Genomic DNA, 15,634 nt, shown 5'->3' with positions numbered 1-15,634 from the left:
TAAAGAGCGATTAAAGCCTTATTGCAGCAGCTTGAGGACCGCAGACGGCAACTGATTGGCCTGAGCCAGGATGGCGGTCGAAGCCTGTTGCAGGGTTTGTTGTTTGGTCAGCTCGGCGGTTTCGGCGGCGAAGTCGACGTCCTGAATGCGGCCCAGGGCTGCGGCTGCGTTCTCGTTAAGGTTTTGCAGGTTAGATATGGTGCTCGTCAGCCGGTTTTGTGCGGCACCAAGATCAGCACGAGTGGCCGTTACTTTTGCTAAGGCCGCATCGATCGCCGAGATCGCCGTGTCGGCCGCAGAGTGAGCCGTCGGGTTATCGCCACCACTGATCGATATCATGCCCGACGCAACAGACAGATTGGTGGCATCAAACTTATTACTAAGATCCAAGGTTATATGATTAGAATCTCCTGTATCACTGCCCACCTGAAGTTCCATCACACCTGCATTTCCGTCAATCAACGTCCTTCCATTCAGCTTCGTACTCTCGGCAATTCGTGTGAGTTCATTACTCATTGTTTGAAACTCAGAATTCAGAGCAGTTCGTTGTTCGATCCCGTTATTGTCATCCCTAGCCTGAAGCGCTAACTCACGCATCCGCTGCAAAATACTGGTCGTCTCATTCAGTGCACCTTCCGCAGCCTGCGCAAACGATATTCCGTTACTTGCATTGCGGATTGCAACATTTTGTCCTCGAATCTGGCTATTCATCAGCGTAGCTATTTGTAACCCCGCCGCGTCATCCTTCGCACTATTGATACGCAGGCCAGAAGATAGACGCATCATTGACGTACTCAGCGCATCACTTGAGCGATTCAGGTTTTTCTGAACAGAAAGCGAAGCAATATTGGTATTAACGGTTAAAGCCATTTTGAAATCCCTCGTGATTGAAACAGCTGGCTCTCCATATGCGGGGAAATCCATTTCTCCCAGAAAACCTACAACTTCGTTATCGACGGATCAAAAACAGGCTTTAACCACCTTTGGCGCATTGAACGTGTGCCATCACGACATATGACGGATAGAAAATCTTCTAACTTCACGCTTTTATTGAATTTTTAAATAATTGAAATAATTCAAATAAAAAAAACCAACCCGTGTTAGTGCGAGCTGAGGTTTAGATATATTTACAAAACGCTGTAGGAATAATCCGCAACCATTGCCATTAAACGATCAATAGTTACTTCACCAGCACCGCGACAAACTCCACCTCCAACCAATCCGCCACGCCAATCCAGTCCTGGCGCTCCTGACACGCCAGTATCGCGTTCAATACCTGCGCCCATTGCTGTTGTTCTTGCGCCGGACGCTGAGTGAACAGCGGCATGGCGGTGTCGATCAGTTCGACCATGATCAAGGCCGCTTCGATGTCGCGGCCAAGGCGTAAGAGGTTGGCGCAGTGTTGCGCGTCGCGGACGATGGAGGTGATGGCGTTCATGGCGCGGTCCAGTCTGGATCGAACTCGGCGCCGGCGATTAGCGCGCCGTCGCGGCTGGTGTTGTAGAAGCGTACGTGCGGGTGTTGGGCGATATAGCGCTCCAGCTCGATCAGGTAGCCCCGAAAGTTGAGCTGGGTTTTGACTTTGTTGCCACGGCCGTCAAGCACCCAGTGCCGAGAGAGGTTGGCGGGCGGCCCGAGGTCGCCGTCTTGCCAGCCGGTGTGGGTTCGCTCGCCAGGGAAGGCGAAGTCGGCGCCGAACAGGGTCACGCGGCAGGCGCCCATTTTCACCGCCAGGTCGATGGCCGGATGGATCACGCTACCGCCGACAAACAGCTGGGCTCGCGGGATCTGCTGACGAATCTGTGCATACAGTGGGCTGGTGGAGTAGCCCACATAACGTGGCCCCCGCCAGGCGCTGAGAAGTTTTTCGTCAAGCCTGGGCAAGTACACCAGCGCGATGTGCGCCGTGTTATCGGGGGGCAGATAGCGGGGGGTGATGCGGTGATCGATGCTGACCACGATATCTGGCTCGATGCCGTGCTTGCGCAGCGAAACCAGCGCGGTGTCGACACACATGAACAGGGGCCGGTCGGCGGCGTCCCATATTGCGCGCAGGCGTGGCAAGTGCTGCTGCAGGCTGGGTCCGGTGGCAATGATGAAGACCTCACGGCCAGGTTGCGTGCCAAACAGTACGCCGACGTCGGTATCACGCTGTAACAACGTGCGCGCCTGTTCCAGGAGCTGCAGATTTTCAGGGGTGTCTGGCGCAAACGGCTGGTTGCTGAACCCAACATGCACTTCGCTCACCAGCCGATCACGAATCCGCGCGTTGAAATCATCGGCCAGCACCAGTTCGGCGGGCAAGGCAAAAAACGGCAGTTTGATTTCGGTTTGATCGCCAGCGTAGGTCAACACGACGCGAGGGTCGTTCAGCCAGTCATCTTGTTCCAATAATTGCAGCACCAGTGCAAACAAGGCGCCGTTGAGGATATGCACATGAAGTCGCTGAAGGGATCGAGACGTCAGCAATACACGCTGCACGTCACCGAGCCCAGTCCCGTAGACATGCACTTCAGGGCTGTTGGCGGGCAGGCTGTCGGCCTGGAGTTGCGCTTCGCTGATCCGATCATGACGGCTGGTGAGCTGGACGCCGGATACGCTGAGGGTCGAGCCGTTGCCTTCGACCAGTTCAGCAGGCAACGATTCGGGGGCTTCGGCCAGCAGGCGCTGTAGGATCTGCGGCCAGCGTTCCAGAACGGCACAATTGCGCTGGAATATCTCGCTCATTACAGCCATCCCTTGAGTGTGACCGGTAAACAAAGCAAAACGGCGACCTGATGTTCAGTGTCGCCGTTCAGGGTGAGTCGTCAGGTCAAGGACGATAAATGATCGCCGAGCCCCAGGACAAGCCTACGCCGAAGCCACTGACCGCCACACGTTTCCATGTCGAATCGAGTACGTGTTTTTCCAGTAGCAAAGGAATGCTTGAAGACACCGTATTACCGGTCTCCAGCATGTCCTTGAGGAATTTGTCCGGGTCACCTTCGAAGCGGCGCGCGACAGCATCAACGATGGCGGCGCTGCCCTGGTGAATGCAGAACGCATCGATGTCGCTCGCTTGCAGGCCCGACTCGTCCAGCAACTCATGCAAATGCGCCGGGACTTTGAGCAGGGCGAAGTTGAACACCTGACGACCGTTCATGAAGAACACGCCGTTGCTGGTCTTCAGGAAGGGTGCGCCGGAGCCGTCGGTGCCGAACCTGGACTTGCCCAACTGCCAGGGCGCGTCTTCACCCATCCAGGTGGCTGTGGCGGCATCGCCGAACAGCATGGTGGTGTTGCGGTCTTCGGGGTCGACGATTTTCGAGTAAGGATCGGAGGTCACCAGCAGGCCGTTCTTCAGGCCCGTGGCCTCCATGAAGCCTTTGAGCGCGTAGATCCCATAGACGTAGCCGGAGCAGCCCAGGGAAATGTCGAACGCCGCCACGTGGGTGGACAGGCCGAGCTTGTCCTGGACGATGGCGGCGGTGTGCGGAAGGCCTTCTTCGTCGCCGTTCTGTGTGACCACGATCAGCGCGTCGATGGACTCGCGCTTGAGGTCCGGGTTGTTGGCAAACAATTTGTTGACAGCTTCGACGCACAGATCGGAGGTTTCCTGAGCGTCGTCTTTGCGTGGCAGAAAAGCAGAACCGATCTTGCCAAGGATGAATTCATCATCCTTCCCGAATTTGGCACCCTGCGCGTAATTGTCAACGCCGGCTGCAGGCACATAACTCGCTATGCTTTTAATGCCAATCATCATGGCTTCCCAATAAAAAACTGCTGAACATTACCGCCCACTGGGCAGGTCACATTGAAAATCAGGGGCTTGTGGCCAAAAAAATCGTAACGGTGGCGCGACGGGGGTGTCCAGAATGTCTCTGAAATCAACCTTATGCCTTCATCACTTACCTGCACGATACAGTGAAGATGCGCGTTATGACTCATAGGTCACCAAAAGTTTTACAAGCTTTTAGCTGAGCGGTGAATGCGGTGCAAGACGCGATTACCGTTCAGACAGGCAATTGACATGAAGATGTCACGCTATTGTGAAGCAGGTGAAGCGCCTTAGGCTTTGTCCAAAATGCAATTGCACTCGTTGATGGCATCACCGAGCGCAGATACATTTCTTACAGAGCCTAGAGCAGTTGCGCCCATTTCACGCTGGAGGCCTCGCCGAGGGTGAAGCCCTTTGCGCTCAGGGACAGATTTTTGTTGTACGCCAGGTCGTGGTCAAACGCGCTCGCCCATTTGGCCTGCAGTGCAGCCAATGCGGTGGGTGTTTCTGGCCGCGTGCCGGGGTGAATGACGTGTACGTGCGGCGTCCACACCGTCAGGTAACCGGCCTGAGCGATTTTCAGGCACAGGTCGACGTCGCTGAAAGCATCGGCAAATGGCCCCTCGTCCAGGCCGCCCACTGCGTCGAACAGCTCTTTGCGGACCATCATGCAGGCAGCCGATACCGCCGAGTAATTTTGCTCGACGACCAGACGGTGCAGGTAGCCCGTGGCATCCTTCGCCTCGCCAATAAATGCCGAGCCAACGCCACCGTTCATGCCCAGAATCAGTCCGGCCTGGGTGACTTTGCCCTGGCGGTCGATCAGCTTGGCGCCCACCACGCCGACCTCTGGACGCATCGCCTGATTAAGCAATGCTTCGAGCCAGTTCGGATGGACCACTTCAGCGTCGCAAGACAGGATCACCAGGTACTCACCCCGAGCATGCTGCGCGGCCATGTTGCAGAGCACGGCATCGCTCACATGCTGCTCGCTGCGCAGGACACGAATACGGTTGTTCTGCTGCTCCTGATGGGCGAGAAACGCCTCAATCTCCGGCGATTGGCTGTGGTTGTCGACGATCAAGACTTCGTAGCGCGCATAACGGGTTCGCTGCAACACGGCGGTGAGGCAACGCTGCAACGTCGGCAGATCGCCCTGGCTTGGCAGGATGATCGATACCAGTGGGCGTTCGGTGTGACGATAATCGATCTGGTAAGTACCGGCTAATGCCGAACTGATCTGGGCCTTGTAGCCCAACGCCGTCAGGTGGTGATTCAGCGCCAGTTGTTCTTCGTTGTTTTCTTGCAACTGGGGTGCATCGCAAATCAGCAGCGGCTCGTCCAAGTGCGCCAGCCAGGCCAAACCACCGGTTTGGATAATGCGCAGCAGCAGCTCAAACTCCAGGGCCTTGGTGTAGTCGGCGGAGTAACCGCCGGCCTGGACAAACACGTCCTTGCGCACAAGCCAATGGCGCGCCAGCAATGCAGGAACGCGCAGCAACAAGTCGAGGTTGAAAGCGGGACGGAACACGTCAGCGAGGGCGCCGTGAGGATGACGCTGGATTTCGTCGAACGCCACGGCACGGCATTGCGGGGCCTTTTGCAGTTCCACGGCAGCAAGCAACAAGCTGTTGGCCAGGAATTGATCACCCGCTTGCGCCAATAACAGCCAATCGCAGGCAGTCTGGCGAGCCACCTGATTGAGCTTGTCGACGTAATTGCTTTTGCTGACCTGGACGAAGTGCAGCGTGTTTTGAAGCGAGGTCGCAACCGGTGGCACCCCGGTCGTGAAGACGACAATCTTGAAGCCCTTGTAGGCACCTTCCAGGAGACTGTCGAGCGTGACCTGCAACTTGTCGATGTCATCGTCCAGATCCAGCAGCAGAATGCCCAATTGCGGCCCCCCGCCCTGCCCGGCCAGATAAACGGCTGCCTGTATGACGTCCTCGGCGGCGGGCTCGCGAGCCTCTATCCAGTCAAGCAATTGCCCGGACGCTGTACTCGCCAGGAGACTGCGGCGATCAACCGCGCAGACCGCTTCGAGGCGCTTGAGCCACTCGTTCATGCCTCGGGACTCATCCGGCTCGTCAAGTGCTTCCAACTGCTGGGCCAATTGCGCGACGACTTCTTTATTGAAGACGTTAAGGTCCAACGCTTTCCACAACCGTTCGGTGACGGTTTCAGCGATATCGTTGTCGTGCTGCTTCATCAATTGGCACTGCAATACCCAAGTGCCTTCCAACTCGTGGAGCTGCTCGGCGCCCGCAGGAATCGCCCCGATCAGAAACTCCATTTCAGACAACTGATCGAAGAACGGCTGATTGTAAAACGGCAGTTCGACGTACTGATTTGGACCAAAGCGGCGAATTGGCCCGACCAGCGGGCTCTTCCAATTGGATTCAATCAGCAAGTCGTGGGCAGCAGAGCTATCGGCGTGCAGCGATGCTTGCAGCACGGCTAAGCTTTCCAGCACAAAATTACGCGCGGCGTCAGCATCGTGACCCAGGGCAACCAGGGACATGGAAGCCAGAAACTCGGCGAAACGGTCGCGGGCAACCCTGGAGGCAGGATCGGCACTGCTCAGCACGGCAAGCAATGCTTGCTTGTGCAGTGCCAGCGCACCTTCAGCTTCGCGAACGGCGTAAGGAATAGGCAGAATCCGGCCCTTGGCGCTGGCGAGCAGATACCAAGCGTAACCGATGGTATGCCATTGCGCGCTGACGTCCAGGGGCAACGAGGCATACCAGTGACGCAACAACTGTGTGCGGGTCACCGCGTGGAGCGGCGAGATGAAGGCGTCCATTGCGCTCAGTACGCGATCCTGCACACGCTCGTCGTCGTAGTCTTCGCGGACCTTCTTGTCACGCCGAAAATAATCGACCTGATTGCCTAAGCTGCGGTAGCTCAGGCAATAGCCATGACAAAAACCGTAATCACTATGGGCTTGAAGAAACTCAACGCTATCGGCCAACGCGTCTTGCAGCAGAAAGTCATCGTCGCTGGCAAAGGTCATGTAGGGCGTGGTCACCCGACCAACGCCATAGGCCAATTTTTCCTGGGCTGCAGACTCAGCCAAATCAGGCAGGTGCAAATACGTGACGTTGGGGAATCGACTTTCGAGATCGGCATTGGCCCGAGTCGAGGAGTCCAGCACCAGAACCGGACCGGCATAATGACGGTAATACTGCAACGTACGCCGCAGGAAATCGGGCCGATCCTGGGTCAGCACGACAAGGGTATTGAGTTCGTTGGCCGCTGCAGTTTTTTTGACGCTGGATACTTCAGTCACAACCCCGGTCATCGTCCATCCCCAACAAAATAGAATTCGAAGCCTCTAATCGGGCCTCACAAGCCAGGAGCCGCGCCGGAAATACGCGACTCATAACGATATTCAGAGGGGGATTGCAGGAAACGCGCCAGCTCCAGTCAGGGCTACCCAAAGACCTTTGCGGCCATGCCCGTGCGCCGCACGGGGAGGTTCATGTCGAGCAGAACACCTCAATCAGCCAACCAGCCATTGACCCAATACTGCAGGTTGTCGCCGCGCAGCATGAAGTCACGCATCACGGCTTCGTGCAGTTCGTCGCCCATGCGATAACTGGCCTCAGGGTCGGCCAGGTGCATGCGGATGGCCGCCAACCACTCTTGAGTACTGTTGCTGGTGACCCGAGTGCATGGCAGGTAGCCGCGATAGGCCTCGGTGTCGGTGCAGATGACCGGATACCCACAAGCACCGTACTCAAGCAGCCGCAAATTGCTCTTGCAGTCGTTGAAGATGTGGTACTCCAAAGGTGCCAGCGCCAGGTCCAGATTCAGGCTGGACAACTTGGCCGGATACGCCTCCAGGCTCACCGCCGCGTGGAACTCCTTAAGGCAGGGCCGCAGTTCTTCCGGGCACATCCCGAAGAACACCCAATCGACTTCGTCGGCCAACTCACGAATGACCTGCGCGATGATTTCCAGATCGCCGCCGTGGCTAGTACCACCGCCCCAGCCTACACGTGGCTTGAAGGAAGTACGGCGCTGGCTGCGGCGGCCTTTCCATAGGTGCGGCGCCAGCATGTTCGGCACCACGCGAATGTCGTGGTGCATCGACGACAAGGCATTGCCCAGCGCCTCGGTCGAAACCACCACCCGATCACACAGGCCGACACCACGCCGCACCACCGCTTCCAGGTTAGTTGGCATATGGCGACCGTGAGAGTTCTTCTTCGGGACATCGATCACGTAATCGTCCAGCTCGAAGATGCGCCGGGCGTTGGAGAATTTTTTCAGACGGACCGTGTCTTCCATGGACGCCTCATGGTAACGGCCCTGCAGCACGATCACGTCCGGTGAGCGGCGTTCCAGCTCAATGGTGGACGGTGCGTCGTAGGCGATCTGCCCGATGATCCGATCCGCCGCCGACAACTCGATAAAGGGCTGCGTGACACGATAATGCCCGACCGCCGTCGCGTTCATCGGCAAGGCCAATACACTGGGCAATGAACGCTCAGAGAACGGCGACCACCCCGTGCGCAAACCGGGATCAAGGCGGAAGTTGTAGGCATCCAGCGTCAGGCCAGGATTGTAGGCAGGATCGCGGGCGATGACAGGCAGCCAGCGCAGGTACAGCGCTTCCAGTTCGCTGGCCCGGCGCGGTGCAGCGTCCGCGTCCACCGGCTTGACAGGTTGAGCGCCCAGCGCCATGACCGCGTAAGGCGTCCAGACCACCAAATAGCCGTTTTGCCGGATACGCAGACACAGGTCCACATCGCCAAAGGACTCGCTAAATGCCTGCGCGTCCAGAGCACCCACTTGCTCGAACAGCGACGTGCGCACCATCAGGCAATCGGCGCCGACTGCACTCAGATCCTGAACCACCTGCAATCGCTGCATATAGCCAGACGCTTGCAGCGACTCGCCATAGAACGGCGACGCCGCCGAGTTTTGCAGGCCGAGAATCAGCCCTGCATGCACGATCAAGCCATTGGGGTCGAACAACTTACCGCTGACCACGCCGACCTCAGGCCGTTGAGCATGATTGAGCAGTTCGTCCAGCCAGTCGCCCTGAGTGATCACCGCGAACGGATTGAGCATCAGCAGGTAATCGCCCCGCGCCTGGGTGGCCGCCAGGTTGTAGACAGCCATGACGCTGGTGGGTTGCGCGCAATAGAGAACACGGACCTTGTCGCTGCCCATGTTCGCCAGACCGTCCAGCCAGGCCAACGCATCGGCATTGTCGCTGCCGTTGTCGACGATCAGCAGTTCGTAATTGGCGTATGCCGTTTTCTCCAGCAGCGTCTCGAAACAGCGTTGCAGCACCGCCAACTGATTGCGGTGGGCGACGACGATAGACACCAGCGGCTGATCGGCGTGCAGGTAGTCAATCCGGTTAATCAGTGGCTGATTGCCGGGGCGCATCGTATGCGCGATGCCGCAACGCTGCAGATGCGCTTGCACGATGCGAGGGTTTTGCTCGATGACCTCGGGCGAAGTCAACCATTGGGACAATGTGAACTGGCTTTCCAGCAGCACGTCTGGCACATGACCGATGACTTCGCTGCCATCGTTTTCCACCAAACGCCACAGGGCATCGTGAGGTGCCAGTTCGCCAAATTCAGGGTTGAAACCACCCAGTTCCAGAAAACGCTGACGCTGAAATGCCAGGGCCCGTCCGACATAGGGATAACTGCGCAGAAAGTCCAGGTTGAAGTCCGGTTTGAATACCGGCTCCGCCGACTCACCTTCACGCAGGGAACCTTCGTCGCTATAGAGGCAGAGCAGTTCAGGATGTGTCGCAATACGATCGGCCAGGGTCAGCAATGCCGGTTTCACCAGGCGATCCCCGGCGCGCAACAGGTAGAACCAGTGCGCACCGTCAAGTTGGGGCAGCAACGCATTGAGCTGTTGAGCCCAATCGTCTTGCAGCGCCAGCGTGAAAATACGCTCATCAAGCACAGGTTCGGTCACCGACCGGGACAACACCAACACCAGCTCCGGCGCATAAAACTGCTCAGCCAGGCTGTCCAGGGTAAGGGTGCGACGAGCACTGCTGCCGTGGTCATCAATGATGACTGCGACGATCTTCGGTTGCACCGGCAAACGTCGCAAGTTCTCGGGCAGCAGCGCCAGTTGCTGGGCCGTGAAGGTACGGCAACTGAGCCACTCAGAATACAGTTCGGCAAAACTCTGACTGTTGACGCCGACCTTCATCGGCAGCACGGCCTGCTGACTGCCTAACGTTCGACTCAGCGCCAGTTCTTCCCACACGCGAGGCTGCTGCGCAGCCTTGGCGACCTCGACATAACGCACCCAGCCTTGAGCTGGCGGCGGTTCGCTGGTCCGCGCCTTGAGCATGTCCACCAGCCACTGCATCTCGGTGGGGGCAGCGACACGCATGGCTTGCTGACGGCTCAGACGCTCGGAATGCAGACGCTCGACGGTCAACACCTGGTTCAACACCAACATGTTGCCGCGCCGCAGCAAGCAAATGAACAGCGCCAGATCCAGCATCGCGGCGAAGCTCTGATCGGTGCCAGTCAGGGCCGGCAAAAATTCCTGCACATCGGCCCGGCGAAACAGCGCACTGGTAAAGCTACCCAGGAAGTTGGACGGGAAGTTTTCAAAAATCGCCAGCATGTCGGTGCCCAGAAACACCGAGTTATTCGGCGCCACGGGCGTGTTTTCCAGGCGCGACGGCAGTTGGATATCATCGGCGTCCCACAGAAAGCGCTGAGCCAGCACCAGATTGACATCTGCATGGTCGATATACGCCTGGGCCTGCAAGGTGATGCACCCCGGAAACAGCCGGTCGTCATCACACAGAAACTTGATGTACTCCCCCTTCGCTTCAGCCAGGCATTGCAACAGATTACCGACGAACCCGAGGCGCTGCGGATTGTGCACATAGCGCAGAGAAACGCGGGTCAATGGGGCAAGGGCGTCAACGATGTCGCTGATTTCGGTGCCACGCGAATAATCGCAGACAATGACCTCGAGATTGTCATAGAACTGCGTCAATGCGCTGGTCAGCGCCGCCTTGAAAAAACGCGGATTGAAGGCCGGAATGACAATGCTGACAAGGGGTACTGGATTCACAGGGTGGACTCGCAAGCGGCAAGCATCGCCCTTTCACGGGCGGCTTGACCGCTGAAAAAACGGTTGACGATCAGCGGTGACAACGCGGGATGCCCCGCAGTTGCCACCCGGTCAAGCGATTACAACTTGCTGAACAGGTTCAGCGCAGACAATTGAGTGAACACCAGCTGCGACGCCTGCAACATGGTTTTCTGCAGGGTCAGCCGCGCAATCGCATCGACCGGATCGGATGCGGTGATGGTGCTCGCTTCTGTGGTGCCGTTGTCGATCAGCGACTGATTGGTGGTCCCTTGCGCGGTCGCCGTGGCCGAACGCGCACCACCCTCACTGACCGCCGTGGCTATCTGATCGGCAGCGCTTTTCAGGTTGCCAATGGCTGAGGTCAACGAGGCTTGAAGCTTTTGCTTGGCCACAGGATCAGCATCGACTGGCGTGGTGAGCGCGGTGATGATCGACGACATGGTGTTCAGAAGATTCTGGCTTTGTTGAGTCGACGAGGTGGCAGTGAACTGGTCACCGGCCGCTGGCGCACCACTGAGCGTAAACGTGACGCCCGCCGCCGTTGCGGTATTGCCCGACAGCGTCCCGCTGGACACTGGTTGACTGGTGGCAGGGTCGTACGGTGAGGCATAGAGACTGAAATCGGTCGCGCTGGTGAACTTGAGGATCGCGCCACCGGACGGGAAGTTCTCGTTGAACTTGGTCTGGTCAGTCACAGAACTGCCGGTGATCACCGTCGTCGACGGGTTGGCCGGTAAACGCGCAGTGCTGATCGAGCTTGGCGAAGCGGCGAGTTGAAATGTGTGGCCTGCAATGGCGGTATCGGCCAGGCCCGAATCGCTGTATTGGGTATCGGTCAGGTTGACGTTCAGGTTCAGCTCAAGCCCACGGAACGTGATGGACTGGTTACCCGCATTGGCCGATGAGAACTTACCGACACCTGAGGCCTCGGCGGTCACGTCAGCGCCGCTGGCGTCGAGAATCTTGTACTGCGTGCTGCTCTGGAAGGTAATGCTGTAAGGCTGGCCAGCGGTGAACTTGGCATTGTAATCGGCGCTGGAGGCCACGCTGCCGCCGGACAATGAAATGACGTTGTCATTCACCGCAGGCGCGGTCAACGTGGTCGAGGTGCGAGTGGTATTGACCGCTTTCTCGAAGGCGTCCCAACCTGTGGTGTTAGTGGCCATGGCGATACCGTCACCGATATCGACGTTCATCAGGCTCTGGTCACCCTGATAGCTGTAGGTGCCATCAGGATTGACGGCATAGGGCGCCGTCGTCGATTTCGAGCCGGAGAACAGATAGTTGCCGTCGGCATCCTGGCTGTTCATCAGGCCCAACATCTGATCCTGAAGCTGCTTCAGTTCGGCGGCATTGGCTTTACGGTCATCATCGGTGAAGGTGGCATTGCTGGCACCCAGCACTAATTCCTGCGCTCTCTGAATCGATTGAGTGAGGGCAGACAGGGCGGTTTCGCTGTTGACCACGCTAGTGTTGACGGTGCCGATGTTGGACTTGTACTGGTTCAGCATCGAACCCTTTTGCTGAATCTCAAGTACGCGCGCAGCGCCGATTGGATCATCAGATGCGGTGTTGAGTTTGATCTGGCTGGCGACTTCGTCACCGGTCTTGACCACATTGGTATAGTTACGCTGATAGTTGGCCGCGCTGGTTTCGTAAAACTGAGCAGTTGAAATACGCATGGATTACGACTCCTTAAAGACTGTTGATCAGCGTGCTGAAAATGGCTTGGGCAGCTTTGATGATTTGCGACGAGGCCGTGTAGTACTGCTGATACTTGATCAGGTTGGCCGCCTCTTCATCCAGGGACACACCCGACACACCATCGCGTGCGCTTTTGGCCTGGGTCAATACGGCGGTGGTGGCGGTACTGTCGTTCTTGGCCTGGTTGGCCTGCGCACCTACGGTCTGAATCAGATTTTTGTTGGAATCACTCAGGCTCATGCCTGTGCCGTTGCCGGCGGCGATGTCCACGGTCTGTTTGGTTTGCAGTTCCAGCGTCGAGTTGGCGTTGCGGTTGTCCGAAGAACCCGCACCGGTCATGTCGATGTTGTAGGTGTCTGCGGCGGTGGGGCTGCCCGAGACGGTCATACCGAACGTGTAGGACTGCGTGGCACCTGCGGAGTCGGTGTAACCCACCTCAAAACTGAGATCGTTGCTCTGTCCCGGGACGATATTGCCCTTGATCGGGTTCCCGGAAGCGTCGTTAACATCCTCGCCAGCTGCATCGACCAGCTTGTAACTCTGCGCGCCATTGAGGACCTCGCCCATCACCAGCCTGACCGGCATTGAACTCTTCAATGCTGCGCGCAGATCCGCCGTGGCGGTAGGGTTGTAGATATCCGCCTGGGTGGTCAGTACCGGCTGGGTGAATTGTCCGGTGCCTTTGCTGGTGCCCACGGTGCCGGTCAGTGGGGCTGCCGCTGCAATGGTCTTGGTGTCGGTCATGACCGTTTGGATGCCGTCGGCACCGTTGCGGGTTGGCGTGACCTTGAAGCTGTCGCCTGCGGCCACAGCCCCCCCGTTAAGCGTCAGCGAGAAACCATCGATTACCGGCGGTGGCGTGGTCCCCAAATCATAGGTGCCCATGTCCTTGCCATCCGGCAGACGTTTGACGCTGTAGCCGGTGGCACTGGCGAACGTCACCTGATAGTCGTTGGTGGTCAGCGAACCGGTGTCGGCAATGGTAACGTCCAGGTTGCCAGAACCTGCGCTGTTGCCCTTGGTGCCAAGGCTGCGCTGGCTGGTCAGGCTGGGATCGTTGATGTTGTTGAACAGGTTGGCGCCAAAGTCGCCGTTGCTGTCGATACCCTGATTGAGCTGGCTGTTGACCTGATCGGACACCACCATCGCCAGGCGTCCCAACTCATTGACCGCCGGTTGCAGCGTTTCGCTGCGGTAACGCAGAAGACCGCCGATGGTACCGCCGGTGACCACCGAACTGACATCGGTGCTGCCCTGCTGGTAGTTGAGTTGCAGCGCATAAGTGCTGGGGTCGCTATCACTGGGCACAGCCGACATCGTGTTGGCCGAGTTGCCGGTAACCAGCGGCTGGCCACTGCCGATGTACACGTCATAGCTGCCGTTGTTCTCGACCACTTTAGCGCCGACCAGATCATTGAGCTGGCGCACGGCTTCGCTACGGGCGTCGAGCAACGAGTTTGGCTCGTTGCCGGTGCCGCGCGACTGGGTGATCTGCGCGTTGAGCGAAGCAATCGAGGACGACAGCGAATTGACCTGCCCGGTCAACGCGGTCAGTTGGCTGTTGATGCCGGCGTTCTGGTCGCTCATCTGCGAAGAGATGGAGTTAAATTGCGCCGACAGCGACTGGGCACTTTTCAGAAACGTCGTACGGGCGGCCGATGAGGTGCCGTCCGTCGCCACAGCCTGAAGACTGGTGAAGAAATTGGCCAATACGGTACTGACGCCGGTTGAGCTGTCAGACAAGATCGAATCGAGCTTGCTGGCTTGCCCCAGGTAGGCGGTAGCGTCGGAGTTGAGCGCGGTGCTCGATTGCAACTGGGTATCCAGGTAGCTGTTGTAGATCCGGCGCACGTCGGACAGCGTCGTACCGGTGCCGACGAAGCCGACCCCGATGTTCTGCTGTGCGCCCGCGGCGGTCATCACCTGCTGGCGCGAATATCCACTGGTATCAACGTTGGCAGTGTTGTTACCGATCGTGTTCATCGCCGCGCTGCTGGCGTACAAGCCTGAAAGCCCAATTGAAATCAGTGACATGGTTCAAACCTTATAAAGTCGTGGAAGAGCCCGATGCGGCGGCGTAGGTCTGGTAACTCTTCATCTGCTTCGCTATTTGAGTAATCTTGCTGGCGTAGTCCGGGTCCGTCGCATAACCGGCCCTTTGCAGCGCTTTTACAAACTGTTCTGGGTTATCGGCAGATTTCAGCGTTTCTTGATAGCGATCATTGTTTTGCAGAAAGCTCACCAAGTCATGGAAGCTGCTGGCGTAGGAGTCGTAAGAACGGAAATCCGCCGTCTCCTTGACCATCTGCCCATCACGAAATTCGCTGGTAATCGCCCGCGCTTCAGGACCTTTCCAACCGCTCTGAGCCTTGATGCCGAACAGGTTGTGGCTGCTGCTGCCATCCTGTTGACGCATGATCGATTTGCCCCAACCGGTTTCCAATGCAGCCTGAGCCACCAGCACCGTAGGATCGACGCCGATACGCGCGGCGGCATCCTTGGCCAGCGGCAACATGGTGGCGACGAAGTCGTCGGCATTGGCGAAGGCGCTTTTGCCCGGAGCCAGTGGCGGTTGCGCCATGCTGCGCAGATAGGGGTGCGCAGGTGCCGAATACTCCGGGCCCAGGGTCCAGTCGCCGTTGCCCCGGCTTGCCCCACCCTTGGCAGCGGCCACGGCGTTGGCAATGGCGATGCGGTTTTTCAAGGTCGTGGCGCTGGCCGTGGACTCTTGACCCGCCGCAGTGTTCGGGACGATACCGGCCATGATCCGGTCGGCCAGCTTGCTGGGCAGCGACAAACGACGCGAGTTGAGTGCAGCAACGTCGTTGTGCGGCTGGCCGTTGACCGACGAGGTGCCCGTGTCGACCGCAACTGAACGGGTGGCCCACAACGGACGTTGGGCGACGCGTGTGGCCAGCCCGGTCTGTGCAATACCGCTGTCGGCTTTTGCCGCACTGGTGTCGGCCGCCACTGGGGGCACCTGCCCGCTCCTGTTTTTTGACAACTGACGCATCAGCACATCTTGCAGACCGATACCGCCACCTTCGCGTGACATGCTCACCGCCAACTGCT

9 protein-coding genes are annotated in these 15,634 nt (G+C 58.1%); all 9 read right to left on the bottom strand.

Annotated features, from left to right (window positions below):
• Window positions 1-18: 18 nt before the first annotated feature.
• Window positions 19-870 carry a flagellin domain-containing protein gene (locus VGC62_RS01240; RefSeq protein ID WP_331185281.1) on the bottom strand — a complete coding sequence of 284 codons (852 nt, stop codon included), beginning with the start codon at window positions 868-870 and terminating at the stop codon, window positions 19-21.
• Between the two features lie 310 nt (window positions 871-1,180).
• A complete protein-coding gene (locus VGC62_RS01235) occupies window positions 1,181-1,438 on the bottom strand; it encodes a hypothetical protein (protein WP_331185280.1) in 258 nt (85 codons plus the stop codon).
• The gene (locus tag VGC62_RS01230; protein ID WP_331185279.1) at window positions 1,435-2,727 is read right to left on the bottom strand and encodes a motility associated factor glycosyltransferase family protein; all 1,293 of its coding nucleotides are present in this window, start codon (window positions 2,725-2,727) and stop codon (window positions 1,435-1,437) included. Before VGC62_RS01230 ends, VGC62_RS01235 begins: the two co-directional genes overlap by 4 nt.
• 85 nt (window positions 2,728-2,812) lie before the next feature.
• On the bottom strand, window positions 2,813-3,739 hold the full coding sequence (locus tag VGC62_RS01225) for a ketoacyl-ACP synthase III (RefSeq protein ID WP_331185278.1): 927 nt from the start codon (window positions 3,737-3,739) through the stop codon (window positions 2,813-2,815).
• A 379-nt stretch (window positions 3,740-4,118) separates the two neighbouring features.
• The gene (locus tag VGC62_RS01220) at window positions 4,119-7,058 is read right to left on the bottom strand and encodes a glycosyltransferase family 2 protein (protein WP_414705726.1); all 2,940 of its coding nucleotides are present in this window, start codon (window positions 7,056-7,058) and stop codon (window positions 4,119-4,121) included.
• Window positions 7,059-7,255: 197 nt separating this feature from the next.
• A complete protein-coding gene (locus VGC62_RS01215; protein WP_331185276.1) occupies window positions 7,256-10,837 on the bottom strand; it encodes a glycosyltransferase in 3,582 nt (1,193 codons plus the stop codon).
• A gap of 119 nt (window positions 10,838-10,956) precedes the next feature.
• A complete protein-coding gene (locus VGC62_RS01210) occupies window positions 10,957-12,540 on the bottom strand; it encodes a flagellar hook-associated protein 3 (RefSeq protein WP_331185275.1) in 1,584 nt (527 codons plus the stop codon).
• Between the two features lie 13 nt (window positions 12,541-12,553).
• On the bottom strand, window positions 12,554-14,596 hold the full coding sequence (gene flgK / locus VGC62_RS01205; RefSeq protein ID WP_331185274.1) for a flagellar hook-associated protein FlgK: 2,043 nt from the start codon (window positions 14,594-14,596) through the stop codon (window positions 12,554-12,556).
• Window positions 14,597-14,606: 10 nt separating this feature from the next.
• The coding region (gene flgJ / locus VGC62_RS01200; protein ID WP_331185273.1) for a flagellar assembly peptidoglycan hydrolase FlgJ at window positions 14,607-15,634 on the bottom strand (1,028 nt) is incomplete at its 5' end.

The organism is Pseudomonas sp., from assembly GCF_036404235.1.
Lineage (GTDB): Bacteria > Pseudomonadota > Gammaproteobacteria > Pseudomonadales > Pseudomonadaceae > Aquipseudomonas.
Note: the sequence above shows the minus strand (reverse complement) of the source record. Positions and strands in the feature narration are given on the sequence as shown.

What these genes read in the sequence shown, in the direction of transcription:
- VGC62_RS01240 (WP_331185281.1), bottom strand. Translation starts at nt 870, where the DNA reads ATGGCTTTAACCGTTAATACCAATATTGCTTCGCTTTCTGTTCAGAAA.
- flgK (WP_331185274.1), bottom strand. Translation starts at nt 14,596, where the DNA reads ATGTCACTGATTTCAATTGGGCTTTCAGGCTTGTACGCCAGCAGCGCG.
- VGC62_RS01220 (WP_414705726.1), bottom strand. Translation starts at nt 7,058, where the DNA reads ATGACCGGGGTTGTGACTGAAGTATCCAGCGTCAAAAAAACTGCAGCG.
- VGC62_RS01210 (WP_331185275.1), bottom strand. Translation starts at nt 12,540, where the DNA reads ATGCGTATTTCAACTGCTCAGTTTTACGAAACCAGCGCGGCCAACTAT.
- VGC62_RS01235 (WP_331185280.1), bottom strand. Translation starts at nt 1,438, where the DNA reads ATGAACGCCATCACCTCCATCGTCCGCGACGCGCAACACTGCGCCAAC.
- VGC62_RS01225 (WP_331185278.1), bottom strand. Translation starts at nt 3,739, where the DNA reads ATGATTGGCATTAAAAGCATAGCGAGTTATGTGCCTGCAGCCGGCGTT.
- VGC62_RS01230 (WP_331185279.1), bottom strand. Translation starts at nt 2,727, where the DNA reads ATGAGCGAGATATTCCAGCGCAATTGTGCCGTTCTGGAACGCTGGCCG.